The sequence below is a fragment of the Amycolatopsis sp. cg5 genome (assembly GCF_041346955.1).
Taxonomy (GTDB): Bacteria; Actinomycetota; Actinomycetes; order Mycobacteriales; family Pseudonocardiaceae; genus Amycolatopsis.
The window spans coordinates 3,652,643-3,673,938 of the sequence record NZ_CP166849.1 but is presented as its reverse complement, the minus strand read 5'-3'; the positions used below and the strand labels follow the sequence as shown (position 1 = coordinate 3,673,938).

21 protein-coding genes are annotated in these 21,296 nt (G+C 68.8%); 13 read left to right on the top strand and 8 right to left on the bottom strand.

The features are described from left to right. Positions 1-137 precede the first annotated feature (137 nt). The 3 genes from AB5J62_RS16705 (at position 138) to AB5J62_RS16695 (ending at position 4,896) form a co-directional block, all read left to right on the top strand. Entirely contained in the window at positions 138-2,441 is a 2,304-nt protein-coding gene (locus AB5J62_RS16705; protein WP_370949134.1) for a glycoside hydrolase N-terminal domain-containing protein, read from the top strand. Positions 2,442-2,450: 9 nt separating this feature from the next. Then, entirely contained in the window at positions 2,451-4,379 is a 1,929-nt protein-coding gene (locus tag AB5J62_RS16700; RefSeq protein ID WP_370949133.1) for an NPCBM/NEW2 domain-containing protein, read from the top strand. 103 nt (positions 4,380-4,482) lie between these two features. Next, positions 4,483-4,896 (top strand): hypothetical protein, encoded by a 414-nt coding sequence (locus AB5J62_RS16695; RefSeq protein WP_370949132.1) that lies wholly within the window; start codon positions 4,483-4,485, stop codon positions 4,894-4,896. Between the two features lie 499 nt (positions 4,897-5,395). Here the strand turns inward: AB5J62_RS16695 and AB5J62_RS16690 are convergent, their stop codons facing one another. From AB5J62_RS16690 to AB5J62_RS16675, 4 genes are read right to left on the bottom strand one after another with little or no spacing between them, the layout of a single operon-like run. Further along, positions 5,396-5,842 carry an NUDIX domain-containing protein gene (locus AB5J62_RS16690; protein WP_370949131.1) on the bottom strand — a complete coding sequence of 149 codons (447 nt, stop codon included), beginning with the start codon at positions 5,840-5,842 and terminating at the stop codon, positions 5,396-5,398. 22 nt (positions 5,843-5,864) lie between these two features. Then, complete coding sequence (locus AB5J62_RS16685) at positions 5,865-6,503, bottom strand: DUF899 domain-containing protein (protein WP_370949130.1); 639 nt, start codon at positions 6,501-6,503, stop codon at positions 5,865-5,867. Further along, positions 6,500-6,949, bottom strand: a complete 450-nt coding sequence (locus AB5J62_RS16680) for an SRPBCC domain-containing protein (protein WP_370949129.1) — start codon at positions 6,947-6,949, stop codon at positions 6,500-6,502. Before AB5J62_RS16680 ends, AB5J62_RS16685 begins: the two co-directional genes overlap by 4 nt. Next, a complete protein-coding gene (locus AB5J62_RS16675) occupies positions 6,942-7,277 on the bottom strand; it encodes an ArsR/SmtB family transcription factor (protein WP_370949128.1) in 336 nt (111 codons plus the stop codon). The genes AB5J62_RS16680 and AB5J62_RS16675 overlap by 8 nt, the downstream gene beginning before the upstream one ends. A gap of 189 nt (positions 7,278-7,466) precedes the next feature. Between AB5J62_RS16675 and AB5J62_RS16670 the strand changes: the two genes are divergently transcribed. The 4 genes from AB5J62_RS16670 to AB5J62_RS16655 are packed head-to-tail and all read left to right on the top strand — an operon-like array spanning position 7,467 to position 9,078. Further along, a complete protein-coding gene (locus AB5J62_RS16670; RefSeq protein WP_370949127.1) occupies positions 7,467-7,718 on the top strand; it encodes a WhiB family transcriptional regulator in 252 nt (83 codons plus the stop codon). A gap of 60 nt (positions 7,719-7,778) precedes the next feature. Then, positions 7,779-8,021, top strand: coding sequence for a glutaredoxin family protein (locus AB5J62_RS16665; protein WP_370950279.1), 243 nt, complete (start codon positions 7,779-7,781; stop codon positions 8,019-8,021). Beyond that, positions 8,018-8,215 carry a ferrous iron transport protein A gene (locus AB5J62_RS16660; protein ID WP_370949126.1) on the top strand — a complete coding sequence of 66 codons (198 nt, stop codon included), beginning with the start codon at positions 8,018-8,020 and terminating at the stop codon, positions 8,213-8,215. Before AB5J62_RS16665 ends, AB5J62_RS16660 begins: the two co-directional genes overlap by 4 nt. Further along, entirely contained in the window at positions 8,212-9,078 is an 867-nt protein-coding gene (locus AB5J62_RS16655; protein ID WP_370949125.1) for a spermidine synthase, read from the top strand. Before AB5J62_RS16660 ends, AB5J62_RS16655 begins: the two co-directional genes overlap by 4 nt. Here AB5J62_RS16655 and AB5J62_RS16650 read toward each other — a convergent pair. The 3 genes from AB5J62_RS16650 to AB5J62_RS16640 form a co-directional block, all read right to left on the bottom strand. Next, entirely contained in the window at positions 9,075-10,034 is a 960-nt protein-coding gene (locus AB5J62_RS16650) for a ribose-phosphate diphosphokinase (protein WP_370949124.1), read from the bottom strand. The genes AB5J62_RS16655 and AB5J62_RS16650 overlap by 4 nt on opposite strands. 15 nt (positions 10,035-10,049) lie before the next feature. Further along, on the bottom strand, positions 10,050-10,316 hold the full coding sequence (locus AB5J62_RS16645; protein ID WP_370949123.1) for a hypothetical protein: 267 nt from the start codon (positions 10,314-10,316) through the stop codon (positions 10,050-10,052). A gap of 209 nt (positions 10,317-10,525) precedes the next feature. Continuing rightward, the gene (locus tag AB5J62_RS16640; RefSeq protein ID WP_370949122.1) at positions 10,526-10,936 is read right to left on the bottom strand and encodes an SSI family serine proteinase inhibitor; all 411 of its coding nucleotides are present in this window, start codon (positions 10,934-10,936) and stop codon (positions 10,526-10,528) included. Between the two features lie 161 nt (positions 10,937-11,097). Here AB5J62_RS16640 and AB5J62_RS16635 point away from each other — a divergent pair, with 161 nt between their 5' ends. Then, positions 11,098-12,225, top strand: coding sequence for a helix-turn-helix domain-containing protein (locus tag AB5J62_RS16635; RefSeq protein ID WP_370949121.1), 1,128 nt, complete (start codon positions 11,098-11,100; stop codon positions 12,223-12,225). A gap of 48 nt (positions 12,226-12,273) precedes the next feature. Here AB5J62_RS16635 and AB5J62_RS16630 read toward each other — a convergent pair whose 3' ends face one another. Beyond that, positions 12,274-13,236: a LacI family DNA-binding transcriptional regulator gene (locus AB5J62_RS16630; protein ID WP_370949120.1), complete on the bottom strand. Its 963-nt coding sequence runs from the start codon at positions 13,234-13,236 to the stop codon at positions 12,274-12,276. A gap of 80 nt (positions 13,237-13,316) precedes the next feature. On the opposite strand from AB5J62_RS16630, the gene rhaI reads away from it, so the two are divergent. The 5 genes from rhaI (at position 13,317) to AB5J62_RS16605 (ending at position 21,260) form a co-directional block, all read left to right on the top strand. Beyond that, the gene (gene rhaI, locus AB5J62_RS16625; protein ID WP_370949119.1) at positions 13,317-14,465 is read left to right on the top strand and encodes an L-rhamnose isomerase; all 1,149 of its coding nucleotides are present in this window, start codon (positions 13,317-13,319) and stop codon (positions 14,463-14,465) included. After that, entirely contained in the window at positions 14,453-16,465 is a 2,013-nt protein-coding gene (locus AB5J62_RS16620) for a bifunctional aldolase/short-chain dehydrogenase (RefSeq protein WP_370950278.1), read from the top strand. Before rhaI ends, AB5J62_RS16620 begins: the two co-directional genes overlap by 13 nt. Next, entirely contained in the window at positions 16,462-17,784 is a 1,323-nt protein-coding gene (locus AB5J62_RS16615) for a rhamnulokinase family protein (RefSeq protein WP_370949118.1), read from the top strand. The genes AB5J62_RS16620 and AB5J62_RS16615 overlap by 4 nt, the downstream gene beginning before the upstream one ends. Before the next feature lie 68 nt (positions 17,785-17,852). Beyond that, positions 17,853-20,420, top strand: coding sequence for a glycoside hydrolase family 97 catalytic domain-containing protein (locus AB5J62_RS16610; protein WP_370949117.1), 2,568 nt, complete (start codon positions 17,853-17,855; stop codon positions 20,418-20,420). A 54-nt stretch (positions 20,421-20,474) separates the two neighbouring features. Continuing rightward, the gene (locus AB5J62_RS16605; protein ID WP_370949116.1) at positions 20,475-21,260 is read left to right on the top strand and encodes a class I SAM-dependent methyltransferase; all 786 of its coding nucleotides are present in this window, start codon (positions 20,475-20,477) and stop codon (positions 21,258-21,260) included. Positions 21,261-21,296: the final 36 nt, after the last annotated feature.

Here is a 21,296-nt window from a genome sequence, read left to right as displayed (position 1 = left end):
ACGCCCGATCAATCATTAGTCTGATTTTTGGCCCTACAGAACGCTTTTATCCGTTCGTCGGTTGACACTATCGAAACATAGGTCGTACGTTTCGGCGAGTGTCCGCACTTTGATCACCCCGCCGAACGGACTCATTCATGACCAACTCCCGCCGTACGTTCCTCAAACTGACCGGCGCGGGCCTCGCGCTGAGCGGACTCCGTCCGTTCGAAGCCCATGCCGAACCAGCCAGACCCGAAGACGTCGACTTCGTCGCGGCAGGCCAGGCCAGCACGCTCTGGTACCCCTCGCCGGCGACCGAGGCGAAGATCATGGAACAGGCGCTGCCCGTCGGCAACGGCAGGCTCGGCGCACTCACCGGTGGCGACCCGGCAAACGATTTCCTCTACCTCGCCGACGCCTCGCTCTGGTCGGGCGACGCCAACGACGCGTTGCAGGACGATGGGCAATTCCCTTACGAGACAACGAAGTTCGGCACGTTCAGCGTGCTGGCCAAGCTGCGGATCACGATACCGGCGCACGCCAAGTTCACCGGCTACCGCAGGCAGCTCGACCTGAGCAACGGCGTGGTGTCGGCGAGCTACACCGTCAACGGCACCCGCTTCACCCGCGAGGTCTACGCGAGCCACCCCGATGACGTAGTGATCGTCCGGCTCGGTGGCGGTCCGCAGTCGGGCACGATCACACTCGAGGGCACGCACGGCGAGAAAGTCGCCGACGCGTCGTTCAGCGCGGCGCTGCCGAACGGCCTGAAGTACGCGGCCGTGGTGAGCGCGACCGGGTCCGGCAAGGTCGCGGTCAAGGGCGCCGATGTCACCTTCACCGACTGCCGCGACCTGCTGATCGTCTTCAGCGGCGGCACGAACTACTCGGCCGACGCCGCCAAGGGCTTCCGCACGGCCGGTGATCCGCTCGCCATCGCGAAGACCAAGGCACGCACCGCGACGGCCGCGAGCGCGTCGGCGCTGCTCGCGACGCACGTCAAGGACTACCAGTCGCTCTACAACCGGCAGACGATCGACCTCGGCCGGTCGACCCGGACGCAGCGCGAGCTGGACTCGTGGTCGCGCATCGCCGTCCGCTACACCTCCGGCCAGCCGGACCCCGAGCTGGAAGCGAGCTATCTGCAGTTCGGGCGCTACCTGACGATCACGTCGTCGCGCGACAGCCTGCCGATCAACCTGCAGGGTCTTTGGCTGCACACCAACAATCCGGACTGGATGGCGGACTACCACACCGACATCAACGTCCAGATGAACTACTGGCTGGCCGACCGCGCCGGGCTTTCGCCCTGTTTCGACGCGTTCGCCGACTATTGCGTCTCGCAGCTGAGTTCCTGGTCGTCGGTCACCCAGAAGCTGTTCAACGACCCGCGTAACCGCTTCCGCAACACCAGCGGCAAGATCGCGGGCTGGGCGGTCGCGTTCTCGACGAACACCCACGGCGGGCTCGGCTGGTGGTGGCATCCCGGCGGCAACGCGTGGCTGTGCAACTCGCTGTGGCAGCACTACGAGTTCACCCAGGACCGCGACTACCTGCGCAAGATCTACCCGCTGCTCAAGGGCGCGTGCGAGTTCTGGGAATCGCGGCTGATCACGATGACCGTGCGCGGGCGCGAGGTGCTCGTCGACGACAACGACTGGTCGCCGGAGCACGGCCCGCAGGACGCCAAGGGCATCACCTACGCGCAGGAGATCGTCTGGGACCTGTTCCAGAGCTTCCGCGCGGCGACGGCGGCGCTCGGTGTCGACGCCGCGTACGCGACCACGATCAAGGGCCTGCAAGATCGGCTCTATCTGCCCGAGGTCAGCCCGAAGACCGGCTGGCTGCAGGAATGGATGAGCCAGGACAACCTCGGCGAGACCACGCACCGGCACCTTTCGCCGCTCGTCGGGTTCTTCCCCGGCGACCGGATCGCCGCGGACACCTCTCCCCCGGCACTGCTCGACGGCGTGCGGAACCTGCTGATCGCGCGCGGCATGGAGAGCTACGGCTGGTCGTGCTCGTGGCGCGCGCTGTGCTGGGCGCGGCTCAAGGACGCCGACCGCGCGTACCAGTCGGTGCTCAACGTCATGCGGCCGTCGATCAACATGGGCAACGGCACCGCGGCGAACTTCTTCGACATGTACGCCAACGGCGACCACATGCTGTTCCAGATCGACGCCAACCTCGGCGCGCCGTCGGCGATGCTGGAGATGCTCGTCTACTCGCGGCCCGGCGTGATCGAGCTGCTGCCCGCCCTGCCCGGCGCCTGGGCCACCGGCAAGGTCACCGGCGTCGGGGCGCGCGGCGGGTTCACCGTCGACGTCGCCTGGTCCGGCGGCAAGGTCACCCGCGCGACCATTCGCAGCGTCGGTGGCACCAAGACCGAGATCCGCGCCGGATCGTGGCGCCGCACCGTCACTTTGCGCGCAGGCGAATCCGTCACCGTTACCCCGTAAGGAGTTCTGATGCGCCGGTTATTGGCGTTCTTGGTCGCATTGTCGGCTTTCACCGTCGTCCCCGCCGCCGAGGCGAGCGGCCAGCTCGCCTCGCCGCCGATGGGCTGGAACAGCTGGAACGCGTTCCACTGCGACATCAACGAGCAGAAGATCCGCACCGCGGCCGACGTGCTGGTCAGCTCCGGCATGCGCGACGCCGGGTACAAGTACGTGAACATCGACGACTGCTGGGCCGAGCCGCAGCGCAACGTCATGGGTGACCTCGAGGCCAACCGCAAGACATTCCCCAGCGGCATGAAGGCGCTCGCCGACTACGTCCACGCGAAGGGCCTCAAGCTCGGGATCTACACCAGCGCGGGCACCCGCACCTGCGCGGACACCATGCCGGGCGGGCTCGACCACGAGGCCGTCGACGCGCGGACGTTCGCCGCGTGGGGTGTCGACTATCTGAAGTACGACAACTGCAACACCCAGGGCCGCCCGGCGAGCGAGCGATACAAGGCGATGGGCGACGCGCTGAAGGCGACCGGCCGCGACATCGTCTACGCGCTGTGCGAATGGGGCGAGAACAAGCCGTGGCTGTGGGGCCGGACCGTCGGCGCGCAGCTGTGGCGGACGACGCTCGACATCGCCGACAGCTGGGACAGCATGACCGACATCCTCGACAAGCAGGTCGGGCTGGAGGCGTACTCGGGGCCTGGCGGGTGGAACGACCCTGACATGCTCGAAGTCGGCAACGGCGGCATGACGGACACCGAGTACCGCGCGCACTTCGCGTTGTGGTCGATCCTGAACGCGCCGCTGATCGCGGGCAACGACCTGGGCGCGATGACGCCCGAGACCCGCCGCATTCTGCTCAACCGCGACCTGATCGCGGTCAACCAGGACTGGGGTGGCAAGCAGGGCCACAAGATCCGCGACGACGGCGACGCCGAGGTCTGGGCGAAGCCGATGTCCGACGGCTCGGCCGCCGTGCTGCTGCTCAACCGGGCCAGCGCGACCAGGACGGTGTCGACCGAGATTTCCGCGCTGGGCCTGCGTTCACGTGACTACAAGGTCCGCGATCTCTGGACCGGCGCCGAGACGTCGAGCGCCGGGGTCGTGCGGGCGAGCGTGCCTGGTCACGGCGCTTCGGTGTTCCGGGTGTGGCCGTCGCGAGGTGTCTTGGCGCCGCACACGACGTTGGCGCTGGACGCGCCCGAGCTCTCGGGCAAGGGTGAGCCGCTGAAGACGACGGTCACCCTGTTCAACGACGGCACGACCCCGGTGGCGGCGGCGCGCGTGCGCTTCGCGGTGCCCGCGGGCTGGACGGCCGACGGCTCGGCCGAGGCGTCCGTGCCGGTGGTTTTGCCTGGTAAGTCATGGCAGCGGACGTTCACGTTGAAGCCGTCGGCGCAGGTTCCGGCGACCGTTTCGCCCAGTGTGTCCGCGGAGTACTGGTCGGTCGGCGGGCGCGGCTCGGCGACGACCAGCACGTCGACCACGCTGGCCACGGCGCCGGGAGCGGGCACGATCTCTTTGTCCACAGTGGACTGGGTGAGCGCGTCCAACGGCTGGGGCCCGGTCGAGCGGAACATGAGCAACGGCGAGCAGGGCCAGGGCGACGGTCACCAGATGCGTATCGGCACCGCGACCTACGACGACGGCCTCGGCGTGCACGCGAGTTCGCACGTGCGTTTCTATCTGGGCGGCAAATGCCGGACCCTGACGTCACTGGTCGGCGTCGACCTGGAGGCCAATGGCGGCAGCGTGAAGTTCGAGGTCATCGGCGACGGCAAGTCGCTCGCCTCCTCGGACGTCGTGCGCTTCCGCGACGAAGCGAAGCCGTTGCAGGCCGATGTGTCCGGTGTGCACGCTTTGGATCTCGTGGTGACCGACGGCGGCGACGGGTCCACTTCGGACCACGGCGACTGGGCGAACCTCAAGGTGGTGTGTTAGCCGAAGACCGGGTTGGCCGATTGCGCGAATCTCGGTAACTTGGGAACTTGGAAGACCCGAGATTTGTTCTGCCGGTGGGCGAAATCGTCTGTCCACTGTGGAGGTGAGAGCCACGGCCAACGAGGTCGAAGAGCTGCGGCCGGGATTCGGCGTGACGTGGCGCGGGTACGACAGGCAAGAGGTCCAGTCGTACCTGCGCTGCGTCGAGACCGAGCTCCGGTTGCTGACCGCCGAGCGGGAGGCCGCTCGCGCGCACGCGTCCGACGTCACCAGAACCCTGGACGCGCTAGCCGAAGAAAACCGCGACCTGCGCGCCCGCGTGGACCGCATCTGCCGAACCCCCATCGAGCCCGACGGCCTGGCCGAACGCCTCGGCCGCATGGTCGAGCTCGCCAAAGAAGAAGCACTCGCCCTGGTTTCCGAAGCCACCGAAGAAGCCACGGCCACCCGCGACCGCGTAGCCACCCAGCTCCGCGAAGCCCAAGCCCACCTATCCGCCCTAACCCAATCCCCCTAACCCACTCACACCCATCCCCCACACGCCCCTCGATGGACACCACGCGTCCACAACCGGACGACACGCGTACATGGATGGTCGCCACGCGTACCCAGGCGGACGCCACGCGTACCTGGAAGGTCGGCATGCGTACCTGAAGGGTCGGCACACGTACCTAAGGAGTCGGGACCCGGGCCCGAGCAGTCGGCACGCCCCCGGCTTCGCACCTCGCCCGCGAGTTTGCTGCTCCCGCACGCGAGTTTGCGCTTCCCGCACGCGAGTTTGCCCCTCGTGAGCACCGGACAACCCAGCCCGCGCACGCGTGCCGACTCCCCAGGCACGAGTCCCGACTCCCCGGGTACGCGCGCCGACCCTCCAGGTACGCGTGCCGTCCGCCCAGGTACGCGTGCCGTCCGCCTAGGTACGCGTGTCGTCCGTCTGTGCACACGTGTCGTCCGCCCAGGTACGCGTGCCGTCCATCTGTGCACACGTGTCGTCTGGGTGGGGGATGCGGGGTGGGCTAGGCGAGGGCGGTTAGGCGATCTAGGAAGGCGTGCTGGGACTTGAAGAGCTTGGTGCGGGCTTCGTCGAGGGAGAACCAGGCCACGCGGTCGAGTTCGGGGAACTCCTGGGTCTTGCCTGAGCGGGGCGGCCACTCCATCGAGAAGGTGCCGGGCACGACCTGGGCCGGATCGAGGTCGGCCTCCAAAGCCCAGATCGTCACGAGCTTGCCACCCGACTGCTTCACCTCACCCAAGGGCACCAGCGCGCCGTCGGGCACCGGCAGGCCGAGTTCCTCGGCGAACTCCCGGCGCGCCGCGGCTTCGGGGGTTTCGTCAGGCTCGTACTCGCCCTTGGGGATGGACCAGGCGCCGTCGTCCTTCTTCGCGTAGAACGGGCCGCCCATGTGGCCGAGCAGGACCTCGCGGTGGGAACGGTGGAGCAGAATGCCGGCGCTGCGTTTCATGTCCGGCATTCTGCACCGGTGCTCAGTACTCGTCGTGAGGGCGCCACCAGTAGCCGGGGCCGTCGTCGCCGCGGCTCTCCTCTTCCCAGGCCTCCTGGCGGCCGAGCGGGGTGAGGTCGATGTAGCGCAGGGTCGACAGGAGCTGGTCGCCGCCGCGGTCGGTGGTGAAGTACGTGCGGTAGACCTTGTCGCCCTCGCGCAGGAAGACGCTGACGCCGAAGCTGACGACACCGCAGTCGTCGGTGAACGTGCTGCCCAGCGCGGAGTACCACGGGACGGTCCACTCCATGCGCTTCTTCATGGCGCCGATCTCGTCGACGGTCGCCATCGAGGTGACCACGCGTGAGATGTCGCGGTCGTGCAGCGGCTCCTGGCGGCCCATCGTGTCGACCACGAAGGAACAGCCGGGGCACGGGCCTGCCTCGGTGAACGGCATGAAGTGGTAGACGATCAGCTGGCGCCTGCCCTCGAACAGGTCGAGCAGCGTGGTCTTGCCGTCCGGGCCTTCGAAGACGTAGCCGGCGTCCCACTCGACCATCGGCAGCCTGCGGCGTTCGGCGGCCAGCGCGTCCTGCGCCTTGGTGAGCGCCTTTTCCTTCACCAGCAGTGCGTCACGGGCTTCCTGCCATTCTTCGGCGGAAACGACCTGTGGCATTTTCATCCCCGTTCACTTGTGAGCGAAGCCAGTCGCTCGAACGTCTCCGTCCAGCCGCCCTCATGCTCGTCGCGGCTCGCGGTGGTCGGGAATCCGACCTGGGTGAAGCTCATCTTCGTTTTACCGCCGACATCATCGAACACGATGGTGACCAGCGATTCTTCGATCGTGCCCAGCACCTCGATACCCCAGGTGAAAACGAGCCGCTCCGGTTCGACGACCTCGCGGTAGAGCCCGCCCGCCGGCGCCTCGAAGCCGTCGGAGTCGCGGACCATGCAGGCCCGCCACTCGCCACCGGGCCGGAGGTCGACGCGGATGGTGTCGAGCGGGGTGGTCATGCCGCGTGGCCCGAACCAGCGGGTGAGCTGCGCGGGATCGGTCCACGCCCGGAACACCAGGTCCCTCGGCGCGTCGAAGATCCGCGTGATCTCGAGCCGGAGGGTGTCATCCATCGCTTTTCCCTTTCTGGATCGCGCGCAGGTGGTCGTCGAGGCGATCGAAACTGCTGTCCCAGAACATGCGATACCTCTCCAGCCAGTCCGCGGCGGCGCCGAGCGGGCCCGCCTCCAGCCGGCACGGCCGCCATTGCGCCTCGCGCCCCCGGGTGATGAGCCCGGCTCGTTCGAGCACCTTCAAATGCTTCGAGATGGCGGGAAGGCTCATCTCGAACGGCTCGGCCAGCTCCGTCACCGAAGCTTCACCGCCCGCCAGCCGCGCGAGCATCGCGCGGCGCGTCGGGTCGGCGAGTGCCGAGAAGATGCCGCTGAGCTGGTCTGACACGTTTAACCACCTAGTTAATTAACCAACAGGTTCACTATAGCCGCCGCGTCAAGCCCCGGAATAACCAGGAGCCTGGACGGGTTGTGATGTGAGATCCTCAGTACCCGGCCGATCGGCAGGGGAAAACACACCAGACGAAATCGCGTTGCGGGTTTCCGCGCGCGCGAACAATTCGAGGAGGCGTTGACCATGCCCATGGACCACATCGACTGGCGCGAAAACGCCGCCTGCCGCGACATCGAACCCGAGCTCTTCTTCCCGGTCTCCGAACGGGGCCCCGGCGCTCGCCAGGTCGCGCAGGCGAAAGCCGTGTGCGGGGCGTGCCCGGTACGCGCGAAGTGCCTTGACTACGCGCTCGACAACGGGCTCACCTCCGGCATCTTCGGTGGCGCCACCGAAACCGAACGCCGGAACCTGCTTCGCCGCAGCCGCGCCGCTTGACCGGCCGGGGACCTCGCGAGGTCCCCGGCCGCTCCGCACTAAGCTGGAGCCATGATCACCGTGCGGAAACTGACCGTTTACGGCGCCAGCTGGTGCCCCGACGTGAAGCGCAGCCGAGCGCTGCTGGACGCCGGTGAAGTCGAGTACGACTACATCGACGTCGAAGCGGACGAAGCCGCCGAGAAGGCCGTCAGGGAACTCCAGGGCGGCAACCGCCGGATCCCGACGCTGGTCTGGCCGGACGGCACGCACCTGGTCGAGCCGACCGACCCCGAGCTGACCGCGCATCTGGACGGCCGGTGAAGCTCAGCTTCGCATTGGGCACCCGGGTTGTCGTGCGCTACCGCGTCGAGGGCGGCTTCACCGACGCCCTCGGCTATCTCCGCGCGCTCGACGAGACCACCTGCGAGGTCGAAACCAAGCGGGGCCTGTCGAACATCGCGCTCGACGACATCGTGGCCGCGAAGGCCGTTCCGCCGCCACCGGCCCGCCGATGAGCAGGCGCGAATCGAGGACCCGCCCAGGACCGTCCGGTCCGCAGGCGGGCCAGTACCCCGTGCGGTTCGGCACCGCGGAGCTCGTGCGTGACTGGGACCGCGACAACGCCTGGCTGCTCAGCGTCGACGGTGTCGCTCAGTCCTATGTGGACCTCGACGATCCCGGCCACCTCGAGTTCGACTACGTGCGCCGGATGGGCGACGTCGTCGACTCGCTGCCGGGCCCGCTGGAGGCACTGCACGTCGGCGGCGGCGGCTGCACACTCCCCCGCTACATCGCCTTCACCAAACCCGGTTCACGCCAGCTCGTGTTCGACGCCGACGACCGGCTCGTCGAACTCGTCCGCGAAGAACTCGAGCTGCGCAGCGTGGCCGCGCTGAAGGTCCGCGTCTGCGACGGCCGCGAAGGCGTCGCCACCAGGCGCGACAACTCGGCCGACTTGCTGGTGGTCGACGCCTACCAGCGCGCCGAGATGCCCGGCGGGCTCGCGACCGCCGAGTTCCTGCGCGACACCGCGCGGGTGCTGCGGCCGTCAGGGACGCTGCTAGTCAACATCTCCGACGGCCAGGGCCTCAAGTTCGCCAAGCGGGTGATGGCGACCGTCGCGTCGGTGTACCCGCACGCGCTGCTGCTCGCCGACCCCGGCGTGCTGCGCGGCAGGCGCTTCGGCAACCTCGTGCTGGCCGCGTCCAAGCAGGAGCTGCCCGTCGAGACGGTCGCGCGCCGCGCCGCGTCCGCCGTGTTCCCCGCGCGCTGTGTGAGCGGCGATGAGCTGGAGAAACTGTTCGGCCGCGCGGAGATCTTCACCGACGAGACGCCGGTCGTCACCCCGCTGCCGCCGGACAACGCGCTCGGCCTTTAACGCTCGAAGAGACCTTCGACGGAGGCGTCGTCGAAGACGGCCTGGATGGCGTCGGCGAGCAGCGGCGCGATCGGCAGCACCGTGAGCTGCGGGAATCGTGAGCTGTCCGGGATCGGCACGGTGTCGGTGAGCACGACCTCCTTGACGCCGCAGGCCGCGATGCGCTGCCCCGCGTCGCCCGAGAGCACGGCGTGGGTCGCGGTCGTGATGACCTCGGTCGCGCCCTCGGAGAGCAGCAGCTTGGTCGCGCCGGTGACCGTCGCGCCGGTGTCGATCATGTCGTCGACCACCACGCAGAGCCTGCCCTCGACGTCGCCGACGACCGTGTGGATGCCCTTGTGCTCACCTTCGAGGGTGTCGCGGCGCTGGATGATGGCCATCGGCGCGTTCAGCAGCTCCGCCCAGGTCTCGGCGAGCCGCACCCGGCCAGAGTCAGGCGCGACGACCGTGAAATCCGCGCCCGCGTAGCGCGAGAGGACGTGCTCGGCGAGCATCGGCTGGGCACGCAGGTGATCGACGGGACCGTCGAAGAAGCCCTGCCCCTGCGCGGTGTGCAGGTCGACGGTCATGATGCGGTCCGCGCCCGCGGTGGCCAGCATGTCCGCGACCAGGCGCGCGGTGATCGGCTCGCGGCCGTAGTGCTTCTTGTCCTGGCGGGAGTACGGGTAGAACGGCAGGAGCACGGTGATCCGCTTCGCGCTGGCCCGCTTGAGCGCGTCGAGCATGATCAGGTGCTGCAGCAGCCAGGTGTTGATCGGGCGGGTCTCGGTCTGCAGCACGAACGCGTCGCTGCCGCGGACCGACCGGTCGAAGCGGACGAAGCTCTCCCCGTTGGCGAACGTGTGCTCGGTCTGCGGGGTGATCGACACGCCGAGCTCAGCCGCGATCTCCTGGGCGAGCACCGGGTGCGAGCCCCCGGAGAAGAACATCATGCGCTTGGTCACCGTCGCCGTCATGAGGCGAGGTTAGTCTCAGGCGGCGACCATCGGTTCGAGCAGGGCCAGTCCGACCTCGGTCAGCTCCGCGGCCACCCACGACTCGCCTGGTCTCGGCCGTCCCGGGCGCACGTACCCGAGGCGCACCAGCTCATGCGCGACGATCTGGTCGCAGCAGAGCAGTCCGTCGATCCGCATGTCGGGCTCGCAGCTGCACGTGACTTCGGCACGCCCGGCCGCCACCGCCCGCAACATCGCCCTGCCCCGGTTGGACAAGGTCCCCGGTAATCGCGTCTGTCCCATCCTGAACACCCGCCTTCACTGCCCATTGTGGTCTGGCTCACAACGATGCCGCGCCGACACGCCGAGCGGGACCGGCGAATCCCCCGGTCTTGCGACCAGGGTCATCCCTTACGCCGGGGTCAGGGAAGGGCAGCGGGTGCTCTGCCCCTGCTTTCCCCTGGGACGGGGCCGGCCGCGGTCCCTGCAGCCGCCCGGCCGGCCCCGTCTTCTCAGAAGGCGAACACCGCGCCCGTCTCCGCGCGCAGGACGCAGGTGTTCGCGAAGGTCTGGACCGCGCTCGTCCGCTTGCCGTGCCACCAGCCCTGCGCGGACACGGTCACCGGGGAATAGATCATCGGGCAGCGGGGGTCGTCCTTCGTCACGGCTCTGAAATCACCGTTGGCGTATTCGAGGTCGGCGCACGCGCCAGCCGCCAGCGGGTGCGTGCCGCCGGTCGGCGAGCACTCGAGCACGCGGTAGCGGTCCACCACGGTGCTCAGGTGCGGCATGCTGACGGTGAGCAGCAGCACCGACCGCGTCGGGACCAGCTCGTCCGCTTGGGCGGCCGGCGCCGCCGAGACGGCCATCGCCGCGCACGCGGCCGCGATGCCGATCGCGTAGGAACGCCTGATACGGCCCATGATGAAGACTCCTCACTAGGTCGGAAACAATGCTGGGCCAACGCTAGAACCGTTGACACACAATGGGTTCACTGCTGTGAACGGTCGCGCACATTCACTCGTTCGCCAGCCGGGGAGCGGCTACGCTGATCCCCGCCGTCCATATCGTGAGAGGTTTTTCCGTGAGCAGCAGCGCTTTTCCAGTCGACGTCGGGCACCGGATCCGGAAAGCCCGCCGAACAAGGGGGTTGAGCCTGCGCACCACCGCCGAACTCGCCGGGTTCTCCCCCGGTTTTCTTTCCATGGTGGAAAACGGCACCCGCACGCTCGACCGGCTGAGCCACATCAGCGCGCTCGCCGACGCGCTGCGCGTCTCGCCAGGCGACCTGCTCGGCACCAGCCTGCCGTCCACTTCGCCACACTGGGACACCGCGGTGCGCGACCTTCGGACCACGTTGCTGGCGGTTTCTTCTTCCGTTCGCCCGCACGAAACCTCGCCCGAACTCACCGCCGAGGTCGACGACACGTGTTACCTGATGAACCACGGCGAGTACCTGATCCTGATGCGGCGCCTGCCTTCGCTGATCGACCGCTGCACGGATCCACACCAGCTACTCCGGTTGTACCACAGCGTCTGCGTCCCGATGCTGCTCGACATCGGCCTGCTCGACCTGGCCGCCTTCGTCGTCGAACTCGGCCACACACAGGCAGAAGCGCTCGACGATCCGATCGAGCGCGCGGTGAACGTCTTGTGGCGAAGCAAAACCTGCACCCGCGCGGGCGCATGGACGGACGCGGCCGCGATGGCCGAACGCGCACTCGGCTCGTTCACCGCCTGCCCGTCCGTGCGCGGCAAACTCCACCTCGCCGCCGCACAGGCCGAAGTCCATTTCGATCAGGCGACCGCGTTCGGCCATCTGGCCGAGGCCGACCGGCTGGCGAGTTCCGCGGCGCCGGATCCGTTGGCCGCGTTGCCGTTCACGCCTGCGCTCGTCTATTTCCACCGGATGCTGCGGCTTTACGACGTCGGACGGTTCGACCAGATCATCGCGATCGCGGACACCGCGCACGACGTCACGAACCGCATCTACGCGGCGGGTATTCAGCTGATGGTCGGGTGTTCCTACGCGCGGGTCACGGGCCAGGCCTCGCGCGCGGTGACGTACTTGCAGCGCGCGGAACGGATCGCGCCGCTGCCGGTGCGAGCCGACGCGCACACCCGGCAAGCCGTCTCCACGCTGCTCGGCACCCGGCCAGCGGGCCGCACCGGCCGGGACATCCGCGGCCTGGCCCATCGCCTCGGCTTGTGAGCCGCCGCGATCGTGAGCGTTTTCGCCGGTTAGAACCGGCCGTACCACTCACGACCCCGTGGACTCGCGGATGACGAGTTCGGGCTTGTACACCACCGATTCGTGCTCGTGCGGGTCTTCGCCCGAGGTCTCGGCGATCAGCAGCTCGGCCGCCGTCCGGCCGAGCCGGGCCGCGGGCTGGCGGACCGAGGTGAGCGGGACCGCGGCGGCCGCGGCGAACTCGATGTCGTCGTAGCCGACGATCGCCATCTCGTCGGGGACACGGACGCCGGCGGCGACCATCGCCTGCAGCACACCGAGCGCGAGCAGGTCGTTGGCGCAGAAGACCGCCGTCGGCCCCAGCGCGAGCAGCCGGGCTCCGGCGGCGCGGCCGGAGGCGACGTCGAGACCACCGGCCGCCAGGACGATCGGGTCGGCCAGTACCGAGCGAACCCCCTGCTCCCGGTCGCGGCATTGGGCGAGCACCGACGGACCGTTGACGAACGCGATCCGCCGATGCCCGCGATCGAGTAGATGCTGGGCCGCGAGCGCGCCACCCGCGACGTCGTCGACCGACACCGAGCAGGCGCCGGGCACCAGGCGGTCCACGAAGACGTACGGGATCCCGTTGCGCCGCAAGCCGTCCACCGAGGCGTCGGTGACGGGGCTCAGCAGCACGCCGCGGACGCGTTGCTCGGCGAGCATCGCGAGGTAGGCGGTCTCGCGGTCGACGCGCTGGCCGCTGTTGCAGGTGATCACGTTCAGGTCGGCCTCGTAGGCGGCCTCTTCGGCGCCGCGGGCGACGTCGATGAAGAACGGGTTGGCCAGGTCGAGGACGAGCAGCGCGAGGGTGCGGCTGCGACCGGCGCGCAACTGCCTGGCGGACTCGTCGCGGACGTAGCCGAGCTCCTCGATGACCGTCTGCACGCGCACGCGGGTCTCCGGGGCGACCATGTGGGGGCGGTTGACGACGTTCGAGACCGTGCCGATCGACACGCCGGCCCGGCGGGCGACGTCTTTGATACCGACCATCCGACCTCACCCTTGCCGTGTGCCCGTGGCGGACCATACCATGGATATGAAACGTTTCAATCGTCGGCGCGGGAGTCCGAATGGACGCGGTGAAAGCGAAACTGGCCGGTCAGCGCATCGAAACGCCTTCGTGGGCGTACGGCAATTCGGGGACCAGGTTCAAGGTGTTCACCCAGCCGGGTGTTCCCCGCTCCCCCGAGGAGAAGATCGACGACGCGGCGCAGGTGCACGCGTTCACCGGGGTCGCGCCGAGCGTCGCGTTGCACATCCCCTGGGACAAGGTCGACGACTACGGCGCGCTCGCCAGGTACGCGCGGGACGCCGGGGTCGCGCTCGGCACCATCAACTCCAATGTGTTCCAGGACGACGACTACAAGCTCGGCAGCGTCACGAATCCCGATCCGGCGGTGCGCCGCAAGGCCCTCGATCACCTGCTGGAGTGCGTCGACGTGATGGACGCGACCGGCTCGCGTGACCTCAAGCTCTGGTTCGCCGACGGCACGAACTACCCTGGCCAGGACGACATCCGCGACCGGCAGGACCGGCTCGCCGAAGCACTCGCGACCGTCTACGACAGACTGACCGGTGACCAGCAAATGTTGCTGGAGTACAAGCTTTTCGAGCCCGCGTTCTACACCACCGACGTTCCGGACTGGGGAACGTCCTACGCGCACTGCCTGAAACTCGGCGAGCGCGCGACCGTGTGCGTCGACACCGGGCACCACGCGCCGGGCACGAACATCGAGTTCATCGTCGCTTTCCTGCTCAGGGAAGGAAAACTCGGCGCGTTCGACTTCAACTCGCGGTTCTACGCCGACGACGACCTGATGGTCGGCGCGGCGGATCCGTTCCAGCTCTTCAGGATCCTGTACGAGGTCGTGCGCGGTGACGGGCTGGAGTCCGTCTCGTTCATGCTCGACCAGTGCCACAACATCGAGCTCAAGATCCCCGGCCAGATCCGCTCGATCTGCAACGTCCAGGAGGCGACGGCCAAGGCGCTGCTCGTCGACCGCGCGGCGCTCAAGTCCGCTCAGGACAGTGGGGATGTCTTGGCGGCCAACGATGTCTTCATGGACGCCTACAACACCGACGTCCGGCCGTTGCTCGCCGAGCTGCGGACCGAGCGCGGGCTCGACCCCGATCCCGTCGCCGCCTACCGGCGTTCGGGGTATCAGGAGAAGATCGCCGCGGAACGCGTCGGCGGCGAGCAGGCGGGCTGGGGCGCGTGAACGAGCTGATCGGCCGGTCCAACCGGCTCGGGTCCGACCCGGCCAACACGAACTTCGCGGGCGGCAACACCTCGGTCAAGGGCACCGAGACCGATCCGGTCACCGGACGGCCGGTGGAACTGTTGTGGGTCAAGGGATCCGGCGGCGACCTCGGCACGCTGACCGCCGACGGGCTCGCCGTGCTCCGGCTCGACCGGCTCCGCGCGCTGGCCGGCGTCTACCCCGGCCCCGACCGCGAGGACGAGATGGTCGCCGCGTTCGACTACTGCCTGCATGGCCGTGGCGGGGCGGCGCCGTCCATCGACACGGCCATGCACGGGCTGGTCACCGCCGCGCATGTCGACCACCTGCATCCGGACGCCGGGATCGCGCTCGCGACGGCGACCGACGGCGAGAAGCTGACCGAGCGGTGCTTCGGCGACCGGGTGGTCTGGGTGCCGTGGCGGCGGCCCGGTTTCCAGCTCGGGCTGGACATCGCGGCCGTCGAGCGCGATCACCCGGACGCCATCGGCTGCATTCTCGGCGGGCACGGCATCACCGCCTGGGGTGCGACCTCCGACGAAGCCGAGGCGCACTCGCTGGAGATCATCCGGACGGCGACGGAGTTCCTGAAAGAACACGGGCGTCCCGAGCCGTTCGGCCCGGAAATCCCCGGCTACCAGGCAGATCCCGATCGGCTCGCCAAGGCGGCCGAGCTGGCGCCGGTGCTGCGCGGGCTCGTCTCCACCGACCGGCCGCGGCTCGGCCATTTCACCGACGCCACGCCGGTGCTCGACTTTCTCGCGCGCGCCGAGCATCCTCGCCTGGCCGCGCTCGGCACCTCCTGCCCCGATCACTTCCTGCGTACCAAAGTGCGCCCGCTCGTGCTCGACCTGCCGCCGTCCACGCCGTTCGACCAGGTCGTCACCCGGTTGAAGGAGCTGCACGCGGCGTATCGCGAGGACTATCGCGCCTACTACGAGCGGCACGCGACCGCGGACTCCCCCGCGATGCGCGGCGCCGACCCGGCGATCGTGCTCGTTCCCGGCATCGGCATGTTCTCGTTCGGCGCCGACGCGCAGACGGCCAGGGTCGCCGGCGAGTTCTACCTCAACGCGATCAACGTGATGCGTGGCGCCGAGGCCGTTTCGACCTACGCGCCCATCGAGGAGCGTGAGAAGTTCCGCATCGAGTACTGGGCGCTGGAGGAGGCGAAACTCGCCCGCCGCCCGAAGCCGAAACCCCTGCAGGGCCGGGTCGCGCTGGTCACCGGCGCGGGCTCGGGCATCGGCAAGGCCATCGCACGGCGGCTCGCCGCGGAAGGCGCGTGCGTGGTCGTCGCGGACGTCGACACCGAATCGGCAGAGGCCGTCGCGAACGGACTCGGGCAGGTCGCGGTCACGATGGACGTCACCGACGAGGCCTCGATCGAAGCCGCGTTCGCCGCGGGCGCGCTCGCTTTCGGCGGGATCGACCTGGTGGTCAACAACGCGGGCCTGTCGGTGTCGAAACCACTGCTGGAGACGACGGCAGAAGATTGGGACCGCCAGCACGACGTGATGGCACGCGGGTCGTTCCTGGTCTCGAAGGCGGCGGCGCGCCAGATGATCGCGCAGGGGCTCGGCGGCGACATCGTCTCCATCGCGAGCAAGAACTCCGTGTTCGCCGGGCCGAACAACATCGCGTACAGCGCGACGAAAGCCGACCAGGCGCACCAGGTCCGGTTGCTCGCCGCCGAACTCGGCGAGCACGGCATCCGGGTCAACGGCGTCAACCCCGACGGCGTGGTCCGCGGCTCCGGGATCTTCGCGGGCGGCTGGGGCGCACGGCGCGCGGCCGTCTACGGGGTGGCCGAGGAGGACCTCGGCGCGTTCTACGCCCAGCGTTCGCTGCTCAAGCGCGAGGTGCTGCCGGAGCACGTGGCGAACGCCGTGTTCGTGCTGACCGCGGGCGAGCTGAGCCACACCACCGGGCTGCACGTGCCGGTGGACGGCGGGGTCACCGGGGCGTTCCTGCGGTGAGCGTCTTCGCCGCGGTCGACCTCGGCGCGTCGAGCGGGCGGGTGATGACCGCCGACAGCGCCACACTCGAACTCCGGGAAGCGCACCGGTTCCCCAACCGGCCGGTGCGTGTCGCCGGGACGCTGCATTGGGACGTGCTCGGTCTGTACCAGGCGGTTCTGGACGGTTTGCGCGCGGCGGGGCCGGTCGACGGCATCGGCGTCGACTCGTGGGCGGTCGACTACGGCCTGCTCGACGCGTGGGGTTCGCTGGTCGGCAACCCCGTCCACTACCGGGACGAACGCACCGCGCGGGCGGTCCAGCCGCCGGGGCTCTACGCGGAGACCGGCTGCCAATTCCTGCCGATCAACACGATCTTCCAGCTCGGCGTGGAGCACCGGGCCGCGACGAGGCTGCTGCTCATCCCCGACCTGATCACCTATTGGCTGACCGGGAAGTCCGGCACCGAGCTGACGAACGCGTCGACCACCGGCCTGCTCGATCCGCGTACGCGTGACTGGTCGGCCAAGGCGTTCGGCCTGATCAATCGCGATCCCGGGCTGTTCGCCCCGCTGCGCCGTCCGGGTGACCTCACCGGGCCGCTGCTTCCCTTGGTCAGTAAGGAAACCGGGCAGTCCGCGCCGGTGTACACGGTCGGTTCGCACGACACGGCCTCGGCGGTGGCGGCCGTGCCCGCCGTGGACGGGAACTTCGCTTACATATCCTCGGGAACGTGGTCTCTGGTCGGCGTCGAACTGCCGGAGCCGATCCTCACACTCGAAGCCGAGGCCGCGAACTTCACCAACGAACTCGGCGTCGACGGGCAGGTTCGGTTCCTGCGCAACGTGATGGGCCTGTGGCTGCTCGAAGAATGCCGTCGCGAATGGACGGTCGACCTCGATTCGCTCCTGGCCGAAGCCGCGACCCTGCCGAAGCGCTCGGTGGTCGACGCCACCGATCCGCGTTTCCTTGCCACCGGTGACATGACTGCCAGGATCGCCCAGGCCTGTCGGGAAACCGACCAGCCCGAGCCGGAAACCCCCGCCGAATTCACCCGTTGTGTCCTAGACAGTCTCGCGGAGGCTTATCGCTCGGCGATCGAAGACGCCGCACGGCTTTCCGGGCGCCCGGTCGAGGTGGTGCACATCGTCGGCGGCGGCGCGCGGAACACGTTGCTGTGCCGGCTCACCGCCGAGGCCTGCGGGTTGCCGGTGGTCGCCGGTCCCACGGAAGCCACCGCACTGGGCAATATCCTGGTCCAGGCCAGGGCCGCAGGCGCGGTCAGCGGCGATCTCCGCGAACTGGTGCGCAGGACGCAACCACTGCGACACTTTCCTTGAGAGCGGTGTTCGACTGTGTCCTGTTGTCCTGTTGACCTTTCGGCGGCACGTCACAAGACTCCACGATCATGGCATCGTTTTCCGCTGTCCTCGCCCTGCTCGCTTCCCTGTTACCCGCGCCGCAGCAAGCCGCGGGCTGGACGGTCAGCCTGTCGGGCAAAGTCACTGCCGAAGTCACCCAGACAGCCGGGGGCGGACTGGCGTTCGGGGTCACCAGCGCGGGGCGGCGAGTGCTGGAACCCGCGCCGCTCGGCGTCCGCACCACGGCGGCGGACCTGACGAAGAACCTGCGTTTCCTGAGCCGCAGCACCAGGACCGTGGACGAGCAGTACACGATGACCACCGGCAAGAAGCTGCAGCGTCACGCCCGTTCCGCCGAGACCACGCTGGCCTTCGCCGGTGACGGCGGCACCCGGCTGAACGTCATCGTGCGCGCGTCGGACGACGGCGTCGCGTACCGCTACACGCTGCCGTCCGCCGCGACGATCACCGGTGAGGCGTCGGCGTTCACACTGCCCGCGAGCGCTCCGGCCTGGCTGCTCCCCTACACCCCGAACTACGAGGACACCCGCGTCGAAACGACCGCGTCCGGTGCCACCTCAGGTGATTTCGGCTTCCCGTCACTGTTTTCCGTCGGCAGCGACTACGTGCTGCTCACCGAATCCGATGTGGACGGACGCTATTCCGGCGCGAGGCTCACTCACTCGACCGGTTCGAGCACCTACTCGATCAAGCTCGCCGACACCCAGGTGCCCGGCGCGCTGAGCACGCCATGGCGGACCGCGATCGTCGGCGACCTCGCGACGGTCACCGGCTCGACGCTCGTCGACGATCTCGCGACCCCGTCGAAACTGGCCGACACCTCGTGGATCCGGCCCGGCAAGGTGGCCTGGTCGTGGCTGTCCGAACACCAGAGCCCCAGCGATCCCGCGCGGCAGAAGCAGTACATCGACTTCGCCGCCCGCAACGGCTGGCCGTACGTGCTGATCGACGAGGGCTGGGACCCGTCCTGGGTGCCCGAGGTGACCCGCTACGCGCGCGCTCGCGGCGTCGACGTGCTGCTGTGGTTCCACTGGACGAACCTGGACACCCCGGAGAAGCGGGAGACCAGGCTCGCGCAGGTGAAGTCCTGGGGCGTGGCGGGCGTGAAGGTCGACTTCATGGACTCGGACTCGCAGGCCAGGTTCGCCTGGTACGACCAGATCACCGCGGCGACCGCCAAGTACAAGCTGATGGTCAACTTCCACGGCGCGACCATCCCGCGAGGGCTGCAGCGCACCTGGCCGCACGTGATGAGCTTCGAGGCGGTCCGCGGCGCCGAGCAGTTCCGCACCCGCGCGGCCACGAACACGATGTTCCCGTTCACCCGCAACGTGGTCGGCAGCATGGACTACACGCCGACCGCGTTCGTCGTGTCCGATCGCGACACCACCGATCTGCACGAGGTCGCGACCTTCCTGGTGTACGAGTCCGGCTGGCAGCACGGCGCCGACAAACCGGAGAACTACCAGGCGCGGCCCGAAGCGCTGCGCACGCTGGACCAGCTGCCGACCGTCTGGGACGAGACCAGGCTCCTGAGTGGACGGCCAGGCCGGGAAGCCGTCGTCGCGCGGCGTTCGGGTGAACGCTGGTTCGTCGGCGGGCTGTCCGCGCAGGCCGCGAAGACGTTCGACCTGCCGCTGAACTTCCTCGGCGACGGCAACTGGCTCAGCGACACCCTGCGCGACGGCTACGTCCGCGACCTCCGCACGGTCGGCAAGGCCGACCGGCTCGCGGTGCCGACGGCCACGAACGGCGGCTTCGTGTCGATACTCTGCCCGGCCAAGCCCGGCCGCACGACCTGCGACGAACCGGTCCGGCAGGTACCGCGCACCACGCTGACGCTGACCCCGCCGTCGGCCGAGGGCAGCACCGTGGACGTCACCGGGTCGTTCACCCCGGACGCCGCGATCACCGACGTGCGGCTCGCGCCCACCGCGCCCCAGGGCTGGTCGGTGACAGGACCCGCTCTCACGCGAGCCAAGCTCGCGGCCGGTGAGACGCTCTCGGGCACGTGGCGGTTCACCGCGGCCGGCCAACCGACTGGTTCCGTGGACCTGCCGGTCGCGGCCGACTTCCGCTTCCCCGGCGACCCCGCCAAACTGCCGGTGCATGTCGAGTCCGTGGTCCAGACCTTCGTACCGCCGCCGAACCCGTCGGGGACCACACAGGTCAGCGACCTGCCATTCCTGACGGAAAACAATGGATACGGTCCGGTCGAACGCGACACATCCAATGGGGAGGCCGAGCCCGGCGACGGGCGCACGCTGTCGATCGGCGGCACCCAGTACGCCAAGGGCATCGGGATGCACGCGCCCGGCTCGGTCACCGTGTGGCTCGGCGGCGCCTGCTCGGCCTTCAGCGCCCGCGTCGGGATCGACGACGAGGTCACCTCGCCCGGTTCGGTCACGTTCCGCGTTCTCGCCGACGGCCGCCCGGTCGCCGACACCGGCGTCGTCCACAGTGGCGACGGCGCGAAACCGGTCACTGTGGACGTCACCGGCGTGCGGCGATTGACACTGGAAGCGACCGACGGCGGCGACGGAAAGAATTTCGACCACGCCGACTGGGCGACCCCGGTTCTTGGCTGTGCGTGATCGCCTATGCTCGGCCACGGAGGGGGATCCACGTTATCCACAAAGGAATCCTCGATGCCGAAAACGGTTGGGTGGAACGGTTTCGTCGACACACGGACCCAGGCGGAGTACGAGCGCCTGAGCCTGTTGGAGCAGATCTTTGATCCGTTCAGCCTGCGCAATCTCGACCGTTTCGGAATAGCGCCGGGATGGCGGTGCCTGGAGGTCGGCGCGGGCGCCGGTTCGGTCGCGCGGCGAATGGCGGAATTGGCGGGCGGCGAGCACGTCGTCGCCACCGATCTCAGCCTGAAGTTCCTGGGACCGCTGGAAGAACTCGGGATCACGGTGCTCCATCACGACATCACCGTCGATCCGGCGCCGGGTGAGTTCGATCTGATCCACACCCGGTTCGTACTCGACCATTTGGCCGAGCGCGAAACGGTGCTCAAACGGCTGGCGTCGTGGCTGCGCCCCGGCGGAACCCTGCTGGTCGAAATGGCGACCACATTGCCCGAATTGTCCTCCGACCCTGATGTCCGGCGGTCGCTGGAAACACTCGGCCTGGTGTTGTCCCAGCGCGTGGGCACCGATCCCAATTTCGCCCGCACGCTGCCGTTGCCGCTGGAACACGCCGGGCTCGTCGGCTGCGATTCCGAAGGCCAGATCAGGCCGGCCCGAGGCGGCTCGCCGCTGGCGCATTTCCTGCGCTCGACCACGCAGCTGGTCGAGGCGCACGCTGTCGAGACCGGGCTCATCGAGCAGGACGTGCTCGACTCCGCGTACTCGACCTACGACGACCCGACCTTTGTGGACTACTCCTGGCTGACGATCGCCGCGTGGGGGCAGCGCCCGAACGAGTGAGGAATACCCGGCGCGCCCGCTCGGTTGCCGACGGAT